At 36.2% G+C, this 19,398-nt stretch carries 18 protein-coding genes and 5 pseudogenes; 10 read left to right on the forward strand and 13 right to left on the reverse strand.

Annotated elements, in window-relative coordinates; all coding sequences use genetic code 11:
- Positions 1-5: 5 nt before the first annotated feature.
- The 4 genes and pseudogenes from ABWU71_RS01490 to rsfS all read right to left on the reverse strand — a co-directional run.
- Positions 6-477: pseudogene (locus ABWU71_RS01490) on the reverse strand (IS5 family transposase); the annotation flags it as partial.
- Positions 478-537: 60 nt separating this feature from the next.
- Positions 538-843 (reverse strand): annotated as a pseudogene (locus ABWU71_RS01495) (IS630 transposase-related protein); the annotation flags it as partial.
- A gap of 345 nt (positions 844-1,188) precedes the next feature.
- Complete coding sequence (tyrS, locus tag ABWU71_RS01500; protein WP_353284620.1) at positions 1,189-2,439, reverse strand: tyrosine--tRNA ligase; 1,251 nt, start codon at positions 2,437-2,439, stop codon at positions 1,189-1,191.
- 234 nt (positions 2,440-2,673) lie between these two features.
- Positions 2,674-2,991 (reverse strand): ribosome silencing factor, encoded by a 318-nt coding sequence (gene rsfS / locus ABWU71_RS01505; RefSeq protein ID WP_006279567.1) that lies wholly within the window; start codon positions 2,989-2,991, stop codon positions 2,674-2,676.
- Between the two features lie 179 nt (positions 2,992-3,170).
- Here rsfS and ABWU71_RS01510 point away from each other — a divergent pair, with 179 nt between their 5' ends.
- Genes ABWU71_RS01510 through ABWU71_RS01520 form a run of 3 tightly spaced genes read left to right on the forward strand, consistent with a single transcriptional unit; the run spans position 3,171 to position 5,054 of the window.
- A complete protein-coding gene (locus tag ABWU71_RS01510; RefSeq protein WP_353284621.1) occupies positions 3,171-3,788 on the forward strand; it encodes an AAA family ATPase in 618 nt (205 codons plus the stop codon).
- Positions 3,789-3,822: 34 nt separating this feature from the next.
- Positions 3,823-4,269: an RNA pyrophosphohydrolase gene (locus tag ABWU71_RS01515; RefSeq protein WP_410530607.1), complete on the forward strand. Its 447-nt coding sequence runs from the start codon at positions 3,823-3,825 to the stop codon at positions 4,267-4,269.
- Positions 4,266-5,054, forward strand: coding sequence for a TatD family hydrolase (locus ABWU71_RS01520; RefSeq protein WP_353284623.1), 789 nt, complete (start codon positions 4,266-4,268; stop codon positions 5,052-5,054). Before ABWU71_RS01515 ends, ABWU71_RS01520 begins: the two co-directional genes overlap by 4 nt.
- Positions 5,055-5,393: 339 nt before the next feature.
- On the opposite strand, the gene mdh is transcribed toward ABWU71_RS01520, so the two are convergent.
- The 7 genes from mdh to ABWU71_RS01555 are packed head-to-tail and all read right to left on the reverse strand — an operon-like array spanning position 5,394 to position 9,271.
- Entirely contained in the window at positions 5,394-6,341 is a 948-nt protein-coding gene (gene mdh, locus ABWU71_RS01525) for a malate dehydrogenase (RefSeq protein ID WP_353284624.1), read from the reverse strand.
- Positions 6,342-6,344: 3 nt separating this feature from the next.
- Positions 6,345-6,917, reverse strand: a complete 573-nt coding sequence (locus ABWU71_RS01530; RefSeq protein WP_353284625.1) for an NADH-quinone oxidoreductase subunit C — start codon at positions 6,915-6,917, stop codon at positions 6,345-6,347.
- Entirely contained in the window at positions 6,910-7,416 is a 507-nt protein-coding gene (locus tag ABWU71_RS01535; RefSeq protein ID WP_006279574.1) for a NuoB/complex I 20 kDa subunit family protein, read from the reverse strand. The genes ABWU71_RS01530 and ABWU71_RS01535 overlap by 8 nt, the downstream gene beginning before the upstream one ends.
- Positions 7,417-7,419: 3 nt before the next feature.
- The gene (locus ABWU71_RS01540; RefSeq protein ID WP_006279576.1) at positions 7,420-7,773 is read right to left on the reverse strand and encodes an NADH-quinone oxidoreductase subunit A; all 354 of its coding nucleotides are present in this window, start codon (positions 7,771-7,773) and stop codon (positions 7,420-7,422) included.
- 18 nt (positions 7,774-7,791) lie between these two features.
- Positions 7,792-8,160 (reverse strand): HIT domain-containing protein, encoded by a 369-nt coding sequence (locus ABWU71_RS01545; protein WP_353284626.1) that lies wholly within the window; start codon positions 8,158-8,160, stop codon positions 7,792-7,794.
- Between the two features lie 3 nt (positions 8,161-8,163).
- On the reverse strand, positions 8,164-8,424 hold the full coding sequence (locus tag ABWU71_RS01550; protein ID WP_353284859.1) for a hypothetical protein: 261 nt from the start codon (positions 8,422-8,424) through the stop codon (positions 8,164-8,166).
- A 25-nt stretch (positions 8,425-8,449) separates the two neighbouring features.
- Positions 8,450-9,271, reverse strand: a complete 822-nt coding sequence (locus ABWU71_RS01555) for a hypothetical protein (protein WP_353284627.1) — start codon at positions 9,269-9,271, stop codon at positions 8,450-8,452.
- 190 nt (positions 9,272-9,461) lie between these two features.
- Here ABWU71_RS01555 and ABWU71_RS01560 point away from each other — a divergent pair, with 190 nt between their 5' ends.
- On the forward strand, positions 9,462-10,991 hold the full coding sequence (locus ABWU71_RS01560; RefSeq protein WP_353284628.1) for a UDP-N-acetylmuramoyl-tripeptide--D-alanyl-D-alanine ligase: 1,530 nt from the start codon (positions 9,462-9,464) through the stop codon (positions 10,989-10,991).
- A 45-nt stretch (positions 10,992-11,036) separates the two neighbouring features.
- On the opposite strand, the pseudogene ABWU71_RS01565 reads toward ABWU71_RS01560, so the two are convergent.
- Positions 11,037-11,522, reverse strand: a pseudogene (locus ABWU71_RS01565) (IS630 family transposase); the annotation flags it as partial.
- A 59-nt stretch (positions 11,523-11,581) separates the two neighbouring features.
- On the opposite strand from ABWU71_RS01565, the gene ABWU71_RS01570 reads away from it, so the two are divergent.
- A protein-coding gene (locus ABWU71_RS01570) for an IS5 family transposase (RefSeq protein ID WP_265023453.1) occupies positions 11,582-12,374 on the forward strand; the annotation gives its coding sequence in 2 pieces (ribosomal slippage) (positions 11,582-11,845 and positions 11,847-12,374; 792 coding nt in all).
- A gap of 5 nt (positions 12,375-12,379) precedes the next feature.
- On the opposite strand, the pseudogene ABWU71_RS01575 reads toward ABWU71_RS01570, so the two are convergent.
- Positions 12,380-12,762: pseudogene (locus ABWU71_RS01575) on the reverse strand (IS630 transposase-related protein); the annotation flags it as partial.
- Between the two features lie 217 nt (positions 12,763-12,979).
- On the opposite strand from ABWU71_RS01575, the gene ABWU71_RS01580 reads away from it, so the two are divergent.
- From ABWU71_RS01580 to ABWU71_RS01600, 5 genes and pseudogenes are all read left to right on the forward strand, one after another.
- A protein-coding gene (locus ABWU71_RS01580) for an IS5 family transposase (protein ID WP_353284255.1) occupies positions 12,980-13,772 on the forward strand; the annotation gives its coding sequence in 2 pieces (ribosomal slippage) (positions 12,980-13,243 and positions 13,245-13,772; 792 coding nt in all).
- A 46-nt stretch (positions 13,773-13,818) separates the two neighbouring features.
- On the forward strand, positions 13,819-15,402 hold the full coding sequence (locus ABWU71_RS01585; protein ID WP_353284860.1) for an ankyrin repeat domain-containing protein: 1,584 nt from the start codon (positions 13,819-13,821) through the stop codon (positions 15,400-15,402).
- A 68-nt stretch (positions 15,403-15,470) separates the two neighbouring features.
- Positions 15,471-17,921, forward strand: coding sequence for a type I DNA topoisomerase (gene topA, locus ABWU71_RS01590; RefSeq protein ID WP_353284629.1), 2,451 nt, complete (start codon positions 15,471-15,473; stop codon positions 17,919-17,921).
- A 103-nt stretch (positions 17,922-18,024) separates the two neighbouring features.
- Positions 18,025-18,817 (forward strand): IS5 family transposase gene (locus ABWU71_RS01595; protein WP_265023453.1). Its coding sequence is split into 2 segments (ribosomal slippage): positions 18,025-18,288 and positions 18,290-18,817, totalling 792 coding nucleotides; the frame shifts between segments, so codons are not numbered across the junction.
- 1 nt (position 18,818) lies between these two features.
- Positions 18,819-19,384, forward strand: a pseudogene (locus tag ABWU71_RS01600) (IS630 family transposase); the annotation flags it as partial.
- Between the last annotated feature and the right edge of the window lie 14 nt (positions 19,385-19,398).

Here is a 19,398-nt window from a genome sequence, read left to right on the forward strand (position 1 = left end):
TGCTATATCTCTGCTGTTGTTATATAAATTGCATGGGGCAAACCTTGCGTATCTACTGCAATATGGCGTTTTATTCCTGAAATCTTTTTGCCTGCATCATAGCCTTTTTCTTCAGCAGTATCTGCATTTTTTACACTCTGTGCATCAATTATGCAGAAGCTGGTTTTTTCTTTCCGACCATTGTTTTGTCGGACCACGCCAACTATTCTTTTTTAACACCAGCTCCAGAACACTTTCTTTATCTGCATCTGGTTTTTCACTCCACTTCTTAAAATAGTCGTAACAATTGCGCCATTTTGGAAACTCTTTTGGTAGCATTCTCCACTGACAACCGCTTTTCAGAACGTATAACACTCCACAAAATACATCATACAAATCAAGTTTCCTTGGTTTTGTTTTTTTTCTACAGGACTCTAGATCTGGTAACATAATCTCAAATCTTTCCCGACTTATATCACTTGGGTATAAACTCCTCATATATCCTAACTTATATATATTATCTCTTAGTTTATTCCTTTCTTGAGATCATGTACAGGTTCTGAGAGCTCGGTGGATCGTTTGGATACTAACGTTGCCCCAAAGTTTAGCCATTTCCGACAGAGTCTTTCCTCCGTTTTCTCTGGCAAATTTAGCAAAGGCATCCCAGTCGGTAATTTTGTGATTGTAACCTCCATTTCCAAGTTTTTTTGATTGAAAGTCTCCTGTTTCTTTTCTTCTTTGCTGCCACTCCCATAAAGTAGTTTGTCCAATTTTAAATCTTGCTGCCACTGTTTCTCTGCTTCCTCCCTCCTCTAGCGCTTCCATTGCTTTTTTCCTTAAGTCATAACTATATGCTGCTGGCACTCAACCTCCTTATCATCGTCTATCCTTATCTTATCACATCCGGACTTCTATGAAAAGAGCTATAAGTTTCCTGGATCCCAGTGTCTGGGCACTGGGATGACATCATAGGGGCACTGGGATGACAGCTAGCCCGACAATCGTCATCCTGCTGCGTGTTAGCGGCTGAGATACCGCGAATGAATCGCGGTATGACGGTTCATGGTGGTATGACATAGGGAAACCTTAGCTATAGATTACCTGATCTCACTATCTTTCCAGTTGTTTTATACATAATTCTCGAATTTTGAAAATTTGCTCCATATCCAATTTCTCACTTGTATAAAATTTGTTTTCTTACTTCGAGACCTAATCTACCACAACTTTTATATGGCGTTTCTTTCCTGCAGATAATTTTATAAATGGCTGATCTTTAAAGCTTTCGAAATTTATTACATGATCAATATTGTTTACAACATTATCATTAATCTTGCACCCGTTGCCCTGTATTAAACGCTTTGCAGCGCCTTTTGAAGGTTCAAAACCGGTGTCATGTAGTAGGTCTACTAAGGATATGCCGCTTGCAACTTGTTCTTTTTTTATGGTGTAATCAGGAAGTAGTAAGCTATCTTCATTCTCAAAAGCAGAGACTGCAGCAGATAGTGCGAGTGCCGCTTCTTTGTCACCATGACATATTTTTGTCACTTCTGTTGCCAAGACCTTTTTTGCTTCATTTGTTTCCTGATCTTTTAAAGACTCTAACTTTCTAATCTCATCAATTGGCACATCAGTGAACAATCTTAAAAAACGTCCAACATCTTGATCATCAACGTTGCGAAAATATTGCCAGTAGTCGTAAGGCTTTAGCATATTATCATCAAGCCACACTGCTCCACTTTCAGTTTTGCCCATTTTTACCCCTTGAGCATTCAATAAAAGAGGGACAGTAAGGCCAAACAGCTCAGGTAAATTCAACTTTTTTCCAAGTTCAATTCCGTTTACTATATTTCCCCACTGGTCTGACCCTCCAATCTGCAGACGACAATCATATTTTTTGTTTAATTCAGTAAAGTCGTAAGCTTGCAATAGCATGTAATTAAATTCCAAAAAGCTTAAGGTTTGCTCTCTATCCAGCCTGGTTTTTACACTATCAAAACTTAGCATACGATTTACAGAAAAATAAGCTCCTATATCACGCAAAAAATCTATGTATTTTATGTTATCCAACCAATCTGCGTTATTTACTATCATTGCACCAGTCTTGCTGTCATTAAAAGACACCATTTTCTCTAATATTCTCCTTATACTGGATGTATTTTGATTGATGTTCTCTACGGGCAAGATGCTTCTTGCTTTATCTTTGAAGGATGGGTCACCAATTTTTGTTGTGCCACCTCCAAGTAAGACTATCGGCTTATAACCAAATTTTTGCAGGTGACGGAGCATCATAATATGCATTAGGTGACCAATATGAAGACTTGGTGCTGTGCAATCAAACCCAATGTATGCGACTATATAATTGCTCTGCAATAATAACTGATCTAGTCCTTCAATGTTTGTGCATTGGTATAGGTACCCTCTTTCTTGGATAAAATTTAAAAATTCAGATGCGTGTTTCATTTTGTAAACCCCAGCCTGTCATTAATGCTAAGTAACCCTAATAGGGAAAGATGTCATCCCAGTGCCCAGACACTGGAAACTTAATTATAAACAAGCACATTATACAACGTTTTTGATGAAATTGCACGAAAAACTTGATTCCAGTGTCAGCTACTTTCATGACACCACTACCTGTGCAGGAGTTGCCTTCAAAATTACAACGTTTGTGCAATTGTGTACCAGCTATCTGGATAATCAGTTCCATAACTCTTCTATTTTATAATACTCCCTTACTTCCGGCCTGAATATGTGAACCATTATGCCTTGAAAATTCAAAACCACCCAATTGCCTTCATCCATACCTTCTACATCTATTTTATCATGTGGCTTGAGGCTTTTTATTACGTGCTCAGCTAAAGCTTTAACGTGACGGCTTGAATCACCAGATGCAATAATCATATATTTTGCAATAACGGTTTTATTCTGCACATCAAAAGTTACTATATCATGACCTTTATTTTGATCTATTATCTCTTCAATTGTACTTCTTATCGATTCCATATCGCTAAGCATTGTTTACAGGTTATATGACTCATTTATAATTATATACTCAAAATTTCTAAATATGAACTATTTTCAACGCAACTGCTTGTTAAAGGTATTACCTGCATCTATTTTATCATCATGTTTTTAGCATGTACAATGTATATACTTTTTATATAATTGAGAATAGCTTTTTACTAATATTCATTATGGGCAAGACTCTCATCTACTTAATCGGCTTTCCAGGCAGTGGTAAATTTACTACTGCAAAGGAACTGTGTAAAATCATTGGTGCAGTGATAGTAAGCAATAATCTATTCAATAATATTATATTTGATATTGTTAAATTACAAAACGCTGAAGTTCCAGATGACCTATGGGAAAAAATTTTTGCAGTTAGGGAAAATGTATTAGCAATACTGGAAAAACACTGCATAAAATCGAAGCATTACATATTTACAAATGAACTGATAGATGGTGATCCCTATGATCAAAGATTGTACAACTCAGTGGTAAATTTAAGTAAAAAAATGGGCATGGAAATTTTTTCTGTAGTATTACATTGTAATAATGAAAAACTAGTAAGACGTGTCCAATCAGAAGAGAGATATCAGGAAAATAAAATTACTGATCCGGATTTTGCTATAAAGAAAATTGAAGGGAAAAGGCTATTTATACCTGAGGGTTCGCTTGAAATTGATAACTCAAACTTAAGTGCAAAGGAAGTTGCAAAGAAAATTATTGAAGAGATGAAGAAAGAAAAAAATGGAAAATTAATTAAAACTTCTGTAACAAATCATTTAAAAACAGAGCGTACTCGTGGTTGAGCAGAAAGATAAGTATCGTTCTTGTGTTGGCATAATGCTATTTAACAGACAAGGACATGTCTTCATTGGAAAACGCTTTGATAGCGACTCTTACTGGCAGATGCCACAAGGAGGTGTTGATGATGGTGAGGAACTGGAACAGGCAGCGTTACGTGAGTTGCTAGAGGAAGTTGGTACTAATAAAGTAAAGGTTATAGCTAAAAGCAAGGATTGGATATACTACAACTTGCCTGAAGAAGTTATACCAATATGCTGGAATGGAAAATATTCTGGTCAAAAGCAAAGGTGGTTCTTAATGAAGTTTTGCGGAGAGGATGAGGACATTGATATTAATTATACTGATCATCCAGAGTTCAAAGAGTGGCGTTGGCAAGGTATAGATAGTTTAGTAGCCAGTGCTATATCATTTAAAAAAGAAGTTTATAAAACAGTGATAGAAGAGTTTTCTTCTATAATAAAAGCCTCAACAATAAGCTCATGATAGTAGATTCTCATTGCCACTTGATTTATTTTTCCGATGATGAAATACCAAAAGTAATTTCAAGAGCAGAGAAAAATGGTGTAAAGGTTTTGCATAACATATGCGTAAGCATTGACGATGTTCCTAAGTTATTAAAAATTTCTTCATCCTATGATCAAGTCTACTCCTCTGTTGGTATACATCCGCTTGATGCTGCTATAGAAAACGGTGAGTGTATACATGTTGATGAATTAGTTGAATTTACCAAGAACCAAAAGGTAATTAGTATCGGTGAAACCGGGTTAGATTTTTATAAATCTGACAACAAAGACAATCAGAAAAAAAGTTTTGCATTACATATAGAAGCGTCAAGAATAACTGGACTACCTTTAGTTATTCACACAAGAAGCGCTGATAATGAGATGATCGATATGTTAAGGTCAGAAATGAAAGCCGGTGCTTTTAGTGGAGTAATGCACTGCTTTGCTTCCTCTAAAGAACTTGCTTATCAATCTATAGATTTGGGGTTATATATTTCATTTTCTGGAATTATTACTTTTAAAAATGCGAGCTTACTCAGAGAAATTGCACAAAATGTACCACGCGGGCGTGTTTTAGTCGAAACTGATGCACCGTATCTATCACCTGAGCCTTATAGGGGAAAAAAGAATGAACCAGCAATGGTGAAATACGTTGTTGATTGTTTGGCAGAGTTGTGGAATGAGTCACCTGATAAAGTGGCAGAGATAACCACAAGCAACTTTTTTAGGCTGTTTACGAAACTTAAGCTCAAAGAAACTCTATAGAGCAATTAATTTAGTATCTGTTCAAGGGCGTGGCTAATATACAAATATTGAAGCAAAAGTGGTGTCATGCAAGTAGCTGACACTGGGATCTAGTTTCACTTTATGGTGGTGTCATTCCAGTGCTTGACACTGGAATCCAGCTTTTAATGCAACCCCTCACCAAAAATATTGTGTTTAACATAAGGTTAGCTACTTTTATACTCAGTATCCAATCAAAATCCCTGGATCCAAGTAGTCAGGGCACTGGGATGACATCATTTATTGTAAACTCACTTTTTCTTGATTTTTTGATTTATCTTGTCTACCTTATTTTGCCACTCCGCTGAACGGATACTTAATTTAGCTTAGAAGTTTCACCAGCTCTCTCACCGAGTTTACAGACTTATTAAACATTTCTTGTTCACTATCATTCATTTTAACTTCTAGGATCTTTTCAATTCCGTTTTTTCCAATAATTACAGGAACACCAATAAACAAATCTTCTACACCATATTCACCATTAAGATAAGCAGCACATGGTAATATGCGCCTCTTATCTTTTAAATATGATTCTAACATGCATATAGCTGAAGATGCAGGAGCGTAGTATGCAGATCCAGACTTAAGCAGATCAACTATTTCTTTACCGCCATTGCGAGTGCGTTCAACTATTTCATCGACTTTTTTCTGTGTAATGAGACCCATATTGATAACTTGGGTAAGTGGAATGCCAGCAACTGAAGCACAATTGATTAGTGGTACCATAGTGTCGCCATGTCCTCCAAGCACAAAAGCAGATATATCTTCAACTGAGATATTTAATTCACTTGCAAGAAAGTAACGAAAACGGGAAGAATCAAGCACTCCTGCCATGCCAACAATCATATTAGTTGGAAAGTTTGAAAATTTATGCACCACTGAAACCATGGCATCCAAAGGGTTGGTAACCACTATTACAAACGCGTTTGGAGAATATTTTTTAATATTTTCGCCAACCTCCTTCATTACTTTAGCATTGGTTTGCAGGAGGTCGTCTCTGCTCATTCCAGGTTTTCTAGCAATGCCTGCTGTTATGATGATTGCATCAGAATTTTCTATATCTTTGTATTGATTAGTTCCAGTTAAACCAGAATTAAATCCATCAATAGGGGATGATTCTGCTATGTCGAGTGCTTTACCTTGTGGTATTCCATCACTAATATCAAGTAAAACAACATCACCGAGTTCCCTTAGTGCAATCATATGGGTGAGAGTTCCACCGATATTTCCTGCACCGATTAAAGATATTTTTTTTCTTTGTACTGTCATTTTTTACTCCTTTGTATTTACTTTTATGGTTTTACCTTCCCAAGGAGATAAGCTATCAAACATACGAAAATCTTGCGGTAAATCTATAGGATTATACACAACCTTTTTTGCTTCTATATCATATCTTACTTCCTCATAACCAGTGAGAGGGAAATCTTTTAACATTGGATGACCTTTGAATCCATAGTCTGTTAGAATCCTACGCAAATCAGGGTGATCAGAAAACTCTATTCCATACATATCAAACACTTCACGCTCAAACCACAAAGCCGTACTAAATATCTTCGCTACACTTGGAGGCATGTCGCTTTCACATAACTGAAGCTTTATGTGTACTCTAATATTATGCACAATGCTGAGCAGATTGTATATTAGCTCGAAACGCTTCTCTCTATTTGGATAGTCAACCCCAAAAATATCAACTAATAGTTCAAACCTACACTTTTCATCATCACGTAGAAAGAATAGGTGCTTTTCAATTTCATCTAAAGTTGAATATATTACAATAATGCCATCATCTTTTTGAATGCACTCACACTTGGTCTTTTTTTGTATATACTTTGCAGTTTTATCCATTCCGAGTCCGTTTTATTTTGTTTTGTAGGCATAGCATTCCATATAGCAACGCCTCAGCGGTTGGTGGGCATCCAGGGACATACACGTCAACTGGCACAATTCTATCACAGCCTCGGACTACTGAATAAGAGTAATGGTAATAACCACCACCATTTGCACAACTTCCCATGGAAATAACATACTTTGGGTCTGCCATTTGATCATAAACCTTGCGCAATGCTGCTGCCATTTTATTAGTTAGTGTGCCAGCAACAATCATCACATCTGATTGACGTGGGCTTGCACGAAACATTATACCATATCTATCAAGATCATAACGGCTGGATGCAGTATGCATCATCTCAACTGCGCAACATGCAAGACCAAATGTCATTGGCCACAATGAACCAGACCTTGCCCAATTCATTACATAATCTGTTAAATCACCAAATTTAGTGACAAGAAACCCTTCTTTTTTATAACGACCCCAGTCATCATTAGATAGAATTTGATTTGTCATAAACTACTCCCACTCCAATGCACCTTTACACCATTCATAGATAAAACCTATAGTGAGTATTGCAAGAAATACCATCATAGACCAAAATCCACCATAGCTTATCTTAGATAAAGAAACAGCCCAAGGAAAAAGAAAAGCAATTTCTAAGTCAAATATTATAAATAATATTGAAACTAGATAAAATTTAATGTCAAAATTTTTTCTTGCACTGGATAGTGGATTGAAGCCACACTCATATGTGGAAAGCTTTTCACCATCTGGCTTACTCACTGCAAGAAACATAGGCAATATACCTAAAGCAAAAGATACTACAATTGATACGCAGATAAAGATTACTATGGTTAAATATTCGCTCATTTAACAAAACATATAACACTATGAGTTTACATGCTTTCCTAACTTTTTACCACCTAAAATATGCACGTGAAAGTGTGGTACAACCTGCTCTCCATTTTCACCGTAGTTAGTGACTAATCTATATCCTGTTTTTTCTAGATTATATTTGTGTGCTATTTCTCTAACAGTTTTGAAGAAATCTGCTATTTCCCCTTCAGGAGCTTTCAGAATGAAATCATCATATGAAATATATTGATTTTTTGGTATAACTAAAATATGAACTGGTGCGTCAGGGTACTTATCATGAAAAGCTAGTACATTTTCATTTTCACGTACCTTCTCACAAGGTAACTCACCTCTTAATATTTGAGCAAAGATGTTATCGCTATCATAAACTTCATTGCTCATATTTTAAGAGCGACCTTTCCCTCTTTCTTCGTTTTTCTCTACATTAGGTGTAGATAGTGGTTTTATCGCTTCACCAGAAGCATCTTCAAGATTTAAAGAGCTTACAAGTTCCCTTACTTGTTCTTTTACCATGTCCTGCTGTTCTTTCAAAGAGGTTTCTATTCCACTTACCCTTTTTCCAGTAATAACTCCTGGTTGTAAGTGATACATATCCCCAGGAACAGTTAGACTATGATGTCTTTCCTCTATTTTAACCTCCGTCATAATACTCCCCTTATAATCCATAACCTTACCTCCTTATTGTCTTTATATTTTCAGAACCCGGCTCAACTTTATTCTGCCAATTTGCAGTTTCCTTTAATAACTCTCCTCTACTACTATCTACAAGTGTTTCGGCAGCTTCCAATGCCTTACTAGCAGATAAAGCCAAAGTTTCTGAAGGCTGACCAACATCAGACTTCACAACTTTGTCTGATGACTGCTTTTGATTATCATATTCCTTATACAATTTTTCTGCAATACCATTTAGCAATTTTAAGTCTGTATGAATTTTAAATTCTCCACCGGTAATTTTTGCCAGCTTCTTAAGGTCTTCGTCAACTTTATTAGCAATTCCTTTAAGAACAAGCTCTTTTATTTCTTTCTCACTCTTGCCTTTATTATCAGGATTAGTTTTAATAGTGTTAGCTATTTCCTCAACGTTAATTTCAATGACAATTTTGTTTTCTTCTCTAAAAAGAGTTACATTCGGTAAATCTTTTTTTATTGTATTTAATTGCTCTGGGCTCAAATAAGGTATATCTCCCGTCAGAGTTCTTGACGCTAAAAAACTTACCTTTCCTTTCTCTTGTTTTTTTATTTCTACACCAAGATTCTTACTAGCTTGTGTGGTTTCTATAGGTGGGTCATATTCCTTTTCTTCTTCAGGTACATTTATATTAACAGCTTTCTTTAACGAAACTGTAGCATCATGTTTCATTTCACCCGTTGAAGCAAACGGCTTCCTTATAGGGTAAATAAGTGCTTTAGGCACAAGAGCAAGCACCTGACCTGTAGTTTTTACACCTGCTTTAACTGCTCCGCCTATCTTAGCCCAAATAGATTCTGCCATACATACCTCCAAGGTACTTTCTACAACCAGATGCTACAACACACCTAATTATAGACGAAAAAATTTAAACTTCTATATCCATTATAAGATAGAATTATAGGGATTGCAACCATTATTTGCACATTGTCTAAAACATGTAGTATTTTCGCTACTTTTATTGTTCAATTTATTATAAAGAATACTCTAAATTATGTTTAAATGGAACACAAATAATATCATTGATGCAACTGGCGGAAGAGACGTAAATGGTTGTAATTGGATACATAGCTCAAATATTTCAACGGACACAAGAAGCATAAAAAAAGGTGATTTATTTATTGCACTTAAGGGAAAGAATTTTGATGGCCATAATTTTTTGCATGAAGCGTTTTTAAAAGGGGCTGCCGCTGCAATAGTAAGTGAGGGTAAATATAAAAGTTTCCCTCTCGTTATTGTACAAGATACCCTGAAAGCTTTGCACGATATGGCATCATACTACATTAGAAATGTTCTTATTGATGCTAAAGTTATTGCAGTTACAGGCAGTGTCGGAAAAACCACTACAAAGGATATGCTGCACACTGTTTTATCGCAATATGGAGTGTCCCATGCAAACGAAGGTAACTTAAATAATAATATAGGATTGCCTTTGACAATTCTAAAAGCTCCAAAGAACTGCCAGTACTTAATTCTTGAAATGGGAATGAATAAAGCTGGTGAAATAAAAGAATTATCAAAGATTAGTAATCCGAATATTGCAGTTATTACCAACATCGAACCTGCACATGTTGAAAATTTTTCATCACTATTTGACGTTGCACAAGCGAAGTTAGAAATTCTGTATGGTATGAAAAGTGACGGTACTTTGGTTTTAAGCAGAGATAATAAGTATTATGATTATCTCTCATCACGCGCCAATAGAAATGTAATAAGCTTTGGTAAAGATAAAAATGCTGAAGTTTGTTTACTAAACTTAATAAGAAACGATGAATCTTCTGTCATTTCAGCACTATCTTCTGTCATCCCAGTGCTTGACTACTTGGATCCAGGAAGTTCAATTGCAAATGAGCATATCAGACGGTTGTATAATAAAGACTGGATTCCAGCGTCACGCGCTGGAATGACATCAAACCGAGTTGCTAATAGATTAAGTTTAAAAATCAGGCTGAGTGATAATCAAACTATAAACTGTAATTTACGTGTACAAGGTGAGCATTTTGCTTATTCACTACTTGCTGTTGCAGCAGTTGTGCAAAGCCTCGGACTTGATTTATCAAAATTACCACTTGCACTTAAGAATTTTAGTGTAGCAAAAGGTAGAGGCAATATTCATAAGGTCAAATACAATAGAAAATATATACATTTAATTGATGACTCCTATAACGCCAGCCCTGCTTCGATGAAAACTGCAATAAAAACTTTGAGTACATATTCTAATCAGAGAAAAGTAGCTTTGCTTGGTGATATGTTGGAACTTGGTGATGAAAGCATAGAGTTTCATACAGATTTGGTTAAGATTATCACAGGAAATAATATAGATAAAGTTTATACAGTTGGTAAATTTATGTTAGAATTACATGAGCTTTTGCCAGGTAATATAAAAGGCATGCATTTTAATGATTCTAATCAATTGAAAAGTAATTTAGCTAACATTATTCAGAATAATGACGCAATTCTAGTTAAAGGCTCACGAGGAATGAAAATGGATCTTATTGTACGGGAATTCATAATAGAATATTAAGCAAAATCATTGTATTATAGCATTTCTCATAATAGTCCGAACAGGTCATAGGAAGGCAGAATCAACAGCACGACGAAAGGATTCGAATAGAGGAATGTTTTTCCTAGCTCTGTTTTTTATAGCAAACCAATGATGCTCAATTTTGTTGAAATCTGGAGAATACGGCGGCAGATACAAAATTTCTGCACCAACTCCTCTAGCAAGCTCGATAATCTTACCAGACTTATGAAAAGTAGCATTGTCAAGAATGACAGTCTGTCCAGGTTCCAAGATCGGTGTCAAAAATTGCTCAAACCATCCATTAAAAACATCCATATTACAGTGGCCTTCAAAGGTTAATGGAGCAACTATCTTTCTTCTACTTAAGGCTGCAACCATACTGATTCGTTGAGTTTTCTTTCCAGATTTTAGGCCATAAAACCGCTGTCCTTTCTGGCAATACCCATATGGATAGTCCTCTGTGTTATCAATGCCAGACTCATCTATATAAACTAAGTTTTCTGGTTCTTTTGTTGCTATAATTTTTAAGAACCTGTACATGATCTCAAGAAAGGAATAAACTAAGAGATAATATATATAAGTTAGGATATATGAGGAGTTTATACCCAAGTGATATAAGTCGGGAAAGATTTGAGATTATGTTACCAGATCTAGAGTCCTGTAGAAAAAAAACAAAACCAAGGAAACTTGATTTGTATGATGTATTTTGTGGAGTGTTATACGTTCTGAAAAGCGGTTGTCAGTGGAGAATGCTACCAAAAGAGTTTCCAAAATGGCGCAATTGTTACGACTATTTTAAGAAGTGGAGTGAAAAACCAGATGCAGATAAAGAAAGTGTTCTGGAGCTGGTGTTAAAAAAAAATAGTTGGCGTGGTCCGACAAAACAATGGTCGGAAAGAAAAAACCAGCTTCTGCATAATTGATGCACAGAGTGTAAAAAATGCAGATACTGCTGAAGAAAAAGGCTATGATGCAGGCAAAAAGATTTCAGGAATAAAACGCCATATTGCAGTAGATACGCAAGGTTTGCCCCATGCAATTTATATAACAACAGCAGAGATAACTGACCGTAGCAGTGCTGTGAGAATGGTCGAAAATGCAAAAGAAAACCTCTCGGGAGTTAAAAATGTACTGGTTGATGCAGGCTATACTGGAGAGAATTTTGCAACTCAAATAAAAACGATTATTGGTGCAACCGTTGAAGTGATAAAAAGAAATGAATTACATTCCTTTGTTGTATTGCCCAAAAGATGGGTTGTGGAGCGATCTTTTGCTTGGTTAGAAAAATGTAGAAGATTGTGGAAAAATTGTGAGCGAAAACTCAATACTAGCCTACAAATGGTCGTTCTGGCTTTCACTGCCTTACTTCTGAAAAGATTATGAACAGGCTCTAAGAATTCAGCACGTTTTTCTTCGTTTCTTTCCTTGTATCCATATGTCTTTTTTTGCGCGTAAATCCAATTTTTCTGAGAGCTCGGTGGATCGTTTGGATACTAACGTTGCCCCAAAGTTTAGCCATTTCCGACAGAGTCTTTCCTCCGTTTTCTCTGGCAAATTTAGCAAAGGCATCCCAGTCGGTAATTTTGTGATTGTAACCTCCATTTCCAAGTTTTTTTGATTGAAAGTCTCCTGTTTCTTTTCTTCTTTGCTGCCACTCCCATAAAGTAGTTCGTCCAATTTTAAATCTTGCTGCCACTGTTTCTCTGCTTCCTCCCTCCTCTAGCGCTTCCATTGCTTTTTTCCTTAAGTCATAACTATATGCTGCTGGCACTCAACCTCCTTATCATCGTCTATCCTTATCTTATCACATCCGGACTTCTATGAAAAGAGCTATAATTTATAGTAACAAATTATTAGGAACTTTAATTGTGACAAAACGTGTAATTATTTTTGGTGGAACGGGGTTTATAGGGAAACACATCGTAAGAACCTGTACATGATATCAAGAAAGGAATAAACTAAGAGATAATATATATAAGTTAGGATATATGAGGAGTTTATACCCAAGTGATATAAGTCGGGAAAGATTTGAGATTATGTTACCAGATCTAGAGTCCTGTAGAAAAAAAACAAAACCAAGGAAACTTGATTTGTATGATGTATTTTGTGGAGTGTTATACGTTCTGAAAAGCGGTTGTCAGTGGAGAATGCTACCAAAAGAGTTTCCAAAATGGCGCAATTGTTACGACTATTTTAAGAAGTGGAGTGAAAAACCAGATGTAGATAAAGAAAGTGTTCTGGAGCTGGTGTTAAAAAAAAATAGTTGGCGTGGTCCGACAAAACAATGGTCGGAAAGAAAAAACCAGCTTCTGCATAATTGATGCACAGAGTGTAAAAAATGCAGATACTGCTGAAGAAAAAGGCTATGATGCAGGCAAAAAGATTTCAGGAATAAAACGCCATATTGCAGTAGATACGCAAGGTTTGCCCCATGCAATTTATATAACAACAGCAGAGATAACTGACCGTAGCAGTGCTGTGAGAATGGTCGAAAATGCAAAAGAAAACCTCTCGGGAGTTAAAAATGTACTGGTTGATGCAGGCTATACTGGAGAGAATTTTGCAACTCAAATAAAAACGATTATTGGTGCAACCGTTGAAGTGATAAAAAGAAATGAATTACATTCCTTTGTTGTATTGCCCAAAAGATGGGTTGTGGAGCGATCTTTTGCTTGGTTAGAAAAATGTAGAAGATTGTGGAAAAATTGTGAGCGAAAACTCAATACTAGCCTACAAATGGTCGTTCTGGCTTTCACTGCCTTACTTCTGAAAAGATTATGAACAGGCTCTTAGTTTATTCCTTTCTTGAGATCATGTACAGGTTCTAATAGATAAAGGAGCAGATGTTAATGAAACAGGTGAGCAAGATGTTTCAGCATTCGTTGATATGGCACGTCGCAGAAGGACTCCATTACATTTGACTGCTAAAAAAGGCCAGGTAGGGATAGTAAAGGCTTTAATCGATAAAGGGGCTGATGTTAACAAAGAGGATAAATATGGAAGAACGCCATTGCATTTGGCTGCTAAAAGGGGACATGTAGAGATAGTAAAAGCTTTAATCGACAAAGGTGCTGATGTTAATAAAGAAGATAAATATGGACAAACTCCTTTACACTTGGCTGCTGAGTGTGGCCAGGTAGAAATAGTGAAAGCTCTGGTGGATAGAGGAGCTGATATTGATAAAAGGGATAAAAGGGGAGGTATATCGTTAGGTTTTGCTGTTAACAATTACCACAATCGCCATTATACTAATAACGATAACCATATAAAGATGGTAAAAATTCTGGTAGGTCATATAGCAAAACTGGAAGCTGCTGGTTTACATATCAGTCAAGATAATTTGCAGTTAAAAGATTCCGTTCAACTAGAGTATAATAGTGATATAGCTAGTAGTTATAGAGAAGGTCTTCGGAAGTATAAGGAAGAGATTGAAAAACTTACAAAAGAAGACAAGCCACTATATGACTTTTTAAAAGAAAGCAACATTAATGAACTAGCTAGCATATGGGAAAAAAATAAAGATATACGCAATAAGTTTGATAACCAAGAAAGCTTGCAAAGGCAATATCTAGAATATGCTTATACTCTAATTAATAAAGCTAACGAAATAAAAAAAGAAATTTTTCTGCACAATCATGAGCCGCTAATTGATGCTTTATCAACGCATTATAGGCGTGATTTTCAAGCAATGATATTTGCTGGTATAGAAAACTTTTTTAAAGTTCACAAAGATGACTTTAGAAAAGAGTTAGGAAATGGAGGAATCACTCTAATTAACTTCGTAGATTTTGAAAATTTTGCAGAAAGGCATGCTCCTACATTGAAAGTAAGGGCGTTTGCAAAGGTTATAGAGAATAACCTATCAAGCGAGAGCCCTGATGATCAAAACATTGATCAAGCTTGTTCTTCTAGTGTTGATGAGCAAGTTCCTCAGCCTGTAAGTGAAATAACTGGCATTATTAAACACATAGGTGCAAGTAATAGTGAGGCTTCTTCAGAACTCGAAAGTAATGGTAATCAACAAAGTACACAACCAGAATTTTTAACAACCAACGGTAACTCTAGTAACATAGCTTCTGAAAGTGACAGTACTAAAATACTAGTTTCAGATCAAGAAAATGACATCCAGAACAATAATATACAACCAAGTTCACGAAGTGAAAAGAGAAGTAAACTGCCTGGTGTGGCTGCTTCTGCACCGGCAATAGCCGGAGTTGCTTTAGGAGTAGCTATTGCAGTTCACCTAGAAATGTTAGCGGTGGGAATAGCAGTTGGAGCAATTTGTTGTCTTGTTGCTGCTGCAATCGTATATTACGTAATAAGCCTTCAAATTCACTTGAAAATAGCAAGGTCCAAGGGTTTTCTGGAACCCGTGAACAATCTACTTTGTAAAATTCACAAGACCTATTAAAATATTTTTTTACTTTTCATTGTATATTTCTCAACATATTATCTTTAAGTACTAAAATAATTAACAATATGGCGTTATTAATAGTTGAATCACCTGCGAAAGCAAAGACAATAGGTAAATATTTGAGTAAAGAGTTCAAAGTAGCTGCATCCTTTGGACATGTGAGGGATCTTCCAGCAAAAAACGGTTCTGTCGATCCGGATAATGATTTTGCTATAAAGTATGAAACCATTGAAAAAGCAGAAAAGTATATAAAAGAGCTAGTAAAAGCAGCAAGTAAAGCATCAGATATATATCTTGCAACAGACCCAGACAGAGAAGGGGAAGCAATGGCTTGGCATGTGATAGAGACATTAAAAGAAAAGAAAGCAATCAATGATAAAAGCAACATTCATAGAGTAGTCTTTAATGAGATAACAAAGAGAGCAGTTCAAGAAGCAATAAAGAATCCACGTGAAATAAATATGGATTTAGTGCGTGCACAACAAGCACGTAGAGCTTTGGATTATCTAGTTGGGTTTAGTTTGTCACCACTGCTGTGGACAAAATTGTCAGGGAGCAAGTCTGCAGGGCGAGTGCAGTCTGTTGCATTAAAGATTATATGCGAACGAGAAGATGAAATTAGTAAATTTATAACACAGGAGTATTGGAGCATAAAGGCAGAAATGCAAAATAGCAAAGATGAGGCTTTTTTTGCTATGCTAAGCCACTATGACAATAAAAAGCTAGAAAAATTTGATATTAAGAATGAAGAAGAAGCAAAGAACTTAGTCAGGGAGATTGAGTCAAGGCAATATGCTGTAAGCACAGTAGAACGCAAGCAAGTTAAGAGAAACCCGCTTCCTCCATTTATTACTTCAAGTCTTCAGCAAGATGCAGTGAATAAACTGTATTTTAATGTGAAAGGTGTTATGCGCATAGCGCAAAATTTATATGAAGGTATCGATATTGGTGGTGAAACTGTAGGGTTGATAACTTACATGCGTACAGATGGGTTTCATATTGCAGATGAGGCTATAAACTCAATTAGAGGGTCAATTAAGTCATTATATGGTGATAAATATTTACCGAAGTCTCCTCGTAAATATGTAAAAAAGGTCAAAAATGCTCAAGAAGCACATGAAGCAATTCGTCCAACTGATATCAATAGAACGCCGGGTAGTATTAAGGATTACTTAACGCCAGAGCAATTTAAATTGTATGATTTAATCTGGAAAAGAACCATTGCAAGTCAAATGGAATCGGCAATCCTTGATCAAGTGGTAGTCGAAATTAGTTCTACTGACCAGAAAGTAATTCTGCGAGCAAGTGGATCAAGTATATTCTTTGATGGTTTTTATAAAGTCTACCAAGATAACATGGAAGCCGAAAATGAAGGCCTGCTACCTGCCATGAAGGAAGGGGAAGCATGTAAGCTGATTTCAGTTGAGCCAAAACAGCATTTCACTCAACCGCCACCTCGTTATAGTGAAGCAAGTATCGTTAAAAAAATGGAAGAAATCGGTATAGGTCGCCCATCAACTTATGCAACAATTATTTCGGTATTACAAGATCGTGAGTACGTTTCATTGGATAACAAAAGATTTATTCCAAGCAGCCGCGGTAAAATCGTTACTATATTTTTAGAAACCTTTTTTCAGCGTTGTGTAGAGTATGACTTCACAGCACAAATGGAAGAAAAGCTTGATTTAATTTCAAATGGACATGCAGATTGGAAAAAAGAATTAGGCCACTTTTGGGTGCCATTTTTTGGTCATGTAAACTCTGTTAAGCAAATGACGCATGATGAAGTTTTCAGCGGCATTCACAAATTGGTAGTCGATTGGTTTTGTTCAGAAGAAGGAAGAAAAGAGGTGAATACGAAATGCCCTGCTTGCTCTGATGGCATATTGAAATTGAACTTTGGAAAAGCCGGGGTGTTCCTTGGATGTTCTAACTATCCTGAATGCAACCATACAAAAGAAATTACAGGTAGTAACGACAATTCAGGATATCCAAAAAGTTTAGGTATAGATGATATAACAGGACAAGAGGTAGTAATTAAAAAAGGTCCTTTTGGGCTTTACCTGCAGTTTAATAATGAGTCAGAAAAGAAAAAAGCGGTTTCTATACCAAAAGATATAAATGTTAATGATATTGATCTGAGCACCGCTACTCAGTTACTTTCCTTGCCGAAAGTAATCGGAGAACACCCTGAAACCGGAAAGGAAGTAAAAATAGGCCTTGGGCGATTTGGGTACTATATTTTCTATGATGGCAGATACTTTTCTCTTAAGAAAAGCTCCAAAGAGGTGCTGAATACAGAATTGAGCGAAGTTGTACAAATTATTGCAAACAGTCCACGCAAAGAGTTAAAATCTCTCGGGGTTAATGAAAAGGGAAAAGAAGTTTTTATCTGCAACGGTAGGTACGGATTCTATATAAAATGCGGTAAAACAAACGTTGCTTTGGGCAAAAGTGCAGATATTGAGAGTATAGATCTGGAGAAGGCTTTAGAGTTGATTAAGGGTAAGAAGTAGACTTTTGTTGAAATATTAGGTAAAGTTAAAATATGTTCTAAGAACCTGTACATGATCTCAAGAAAGGAATAAACTAAGAGATAATATATATAAGTTAGGATATATGAGGAGTTTATACCCAAGTGATATAAGTCGGGAAAGATTTGAGATTATGTTACCAGATCTAGAGTCCTGTAGAAAAAAAACAAAACCAAGGAAACTTGATTTGTATGATGTATTTTGTGGAGTGTTATACGTTCTGAAAAGCGGTTGTCAGTGGAGAATGCTACCAAAAGAGTTTCCAAAATGGCGCAATTGTTACGACTATTTTAAGAAGTGGAGTGAAAAACCAGATGCAGATAAAGAAAGTGTTCTGGAGCTGGTGTTAAAAAAAAATAGTTGGCGTGGTCCGACAAAACAATGGTCGGAAAGAAAAAACCAGCTTCTGCATAATTGATGCACAGAGTGTAAAAAATGCAGATACTGCTGAAGAAAAAGGCTATGATGCAGGCAAAAAGATTTCAGGAATAAAACGCCATATTGCAGTAGATACGCAAGGTTTGCCCCATGCAATTTATATAACAACAGCAGAGATAACTGACCGTAGCAGTGCTGTGAGAATGGTCGAAAATGCAAAAGAAAACCTCTCGGGAGTTAAAAATGTACTGGTTGATGCAGGCTATACTGGAGAGAATTTTGCAACTCAAATAAAAACGATTATTGGTGCAACCGTTGAAGTGATAAAAAGAAATGAATTACATTCCTTTGTTGTATTGCCCAAAAGATGGGTTGTGGAGCGATCTTTTGCTTGGTTAGAAAAATGTAGAAGATTGTGGAAAAATTGTGAGCGAAAACTCAATACTAGCCTACAAATGGTCGTTCTGGCTTTCACTGCCTTACTTCTGAAAAGATTATGAACAGGCTCTCAGAAAAATTGGATTTACGTGCAAAAAAAGACATATGGATACAAGGAAAGAAACGAAGAAAAACGTGCTGAATTCTTAAAAATTATAGCAACAAAAGAACCAGAAAACTTAGTTTATATAGATGAGTCTGGCATTGATAACACAGAGGACTATCCATATGGGTATTGCCAGAAAGGACAGCGGTTTTATGGCCTAAAATCTGGAAAGAAAACTCAACGAATCAGTATGGTTGCAGCCTTAAGTAGAAGAAAGATAGTTGCTCCATTAACCTTTGAAGGCCACTGTAATATGGATGTTTTTAATGGATGGTTTGAGCAATTTTTGACACCGATCTTGGAACCTGGACAGACTGTCATTCTTGACAATGCTACTTTTCATAAGTCTGGTAAGATTATCGAGCTTGCTAGAGGAGTTGGTGCAGAAATTTTGTATCTGCCGCCGTATTCTCCAGATTTCAACAAAATTGAGCATCATTGGTTTGCTATAAAAAACAGAGCTAGGAAAAACATTCCTCTATTCGAATCCTTTCGTCGTGCTGTTGATTCTGCCTTCCTATGACCTGTTCGGACTAT

Source organism: Wolbachia endosymbiont (group A) of Lasioglossum fulvicorne, from assembly GCF_964028605.1.
Taxonomy (GTDB): domain Bacteria; phylum Pseudomonadota; class Alphaproteobacteria; order Rickettsiales; family Anaplasmataceae; genus Wolbachia.

Excerpts from the sequence above, each read along its gene's own strand:
- tyrS (WP_353284620.1), bottom strand. The coding sequence starts at position 2,439 with ATGAAACACGCATCTGAATTTTTAAATTTTATCCAAGAAAGAGGGTAC.
- rsfS (WP_006279567.1), bottom strand. The coding sequence starts at position 2,991 with ATGCTTAGCGATATGGAATCGATAAGAAGTACAATTGAAGAGATAATA.
- ABWU71_RS01510 (WP_353284621.1), top strand. The coding sequence starts at position 3,171 with ATGGGCAAGACTCTCATCTACTTAATCGGCTTTCCAGGCAGTGGTAAA.
- ABWU71_RS01515 (WP_410530607.1), top strand. The coding sequence starts at position 3,823 with ATGCTATTTAACAGACAAGGACATGTCTTCATTGGAAAACGCTTTGAT.
- ABWU71_RS01520 (WP_353284623.1), top strand. The coding sequence starts at position 4,266 with ATGATAGTAGATTCTCATTGCCACTTGATTTATTTTTCCGATGATGAA.
- mdh (WP_353284624.1), bottom strand. The coding sequence starts at position 6,341 with ATGACAGTACAAAGAAAAAAAATATCTTTAATCGGTGCAGGAAATATC.
- ABWU71_RS01530 (WP_353284625.1), bottom strand. The coding sequence starts at position 6,917 with ATGGATAAAACTGCAAAGTATATACAAAAAAAGACCAAGTGTGAGTGC.
- ABWU71_RS01535 (WP_006279574.1), bottom strand. The coding sequence starts at position 7,416 with ATGACAAATCAAATTCTATCTAATGATGACTGGGGTCGTTATAAAAAA.
- ABWU71_RS01540 (WP_006279576.1), bottom strand. The coding sequence starts at position 7,773 with ATGAGCGAATATTTAACCATAGTAATCTTTATCTGCGTATCAATTGTA.
- ABWU71_RS01545 (WP_353284626.1), bottom strand. The coding sequence starts at position 8,160 with ATGAGCAATGAAGTTTATGATAGCGATAACATCTTTGCTCAAATATTA.
- ABWU71_RS01550 (WP_353284859.1), bottom strand. The coding sequence starts at position 8,424 with ATGACGGAGGTTAAAATAGAGGAAAGACATCATAGTCTAACTGTTCCT.
- ABWU71_RS01555 (WP_353284627.1), bottom strand. The coding sequence starts at position 9,271 with ATGGCAGAATCTATTTGGGCTAAGATAGGCGGAGCAGTTAAAGCAGGT.
- ABWU71_RS01560 (WP_353284628.1), top strand. The coding sequence starts at position 9,462 with ATGTTTAAATGGAACACAAATAATATCATTGATGCAACTGGCGGAAGA.
- topA (WP_353284629.1), top strand. The coding sequence starts at position 15,471 with ATGGCGTTATTAATAGTTGAATCACCTGCGAAAGCAAAGACAATAGGT.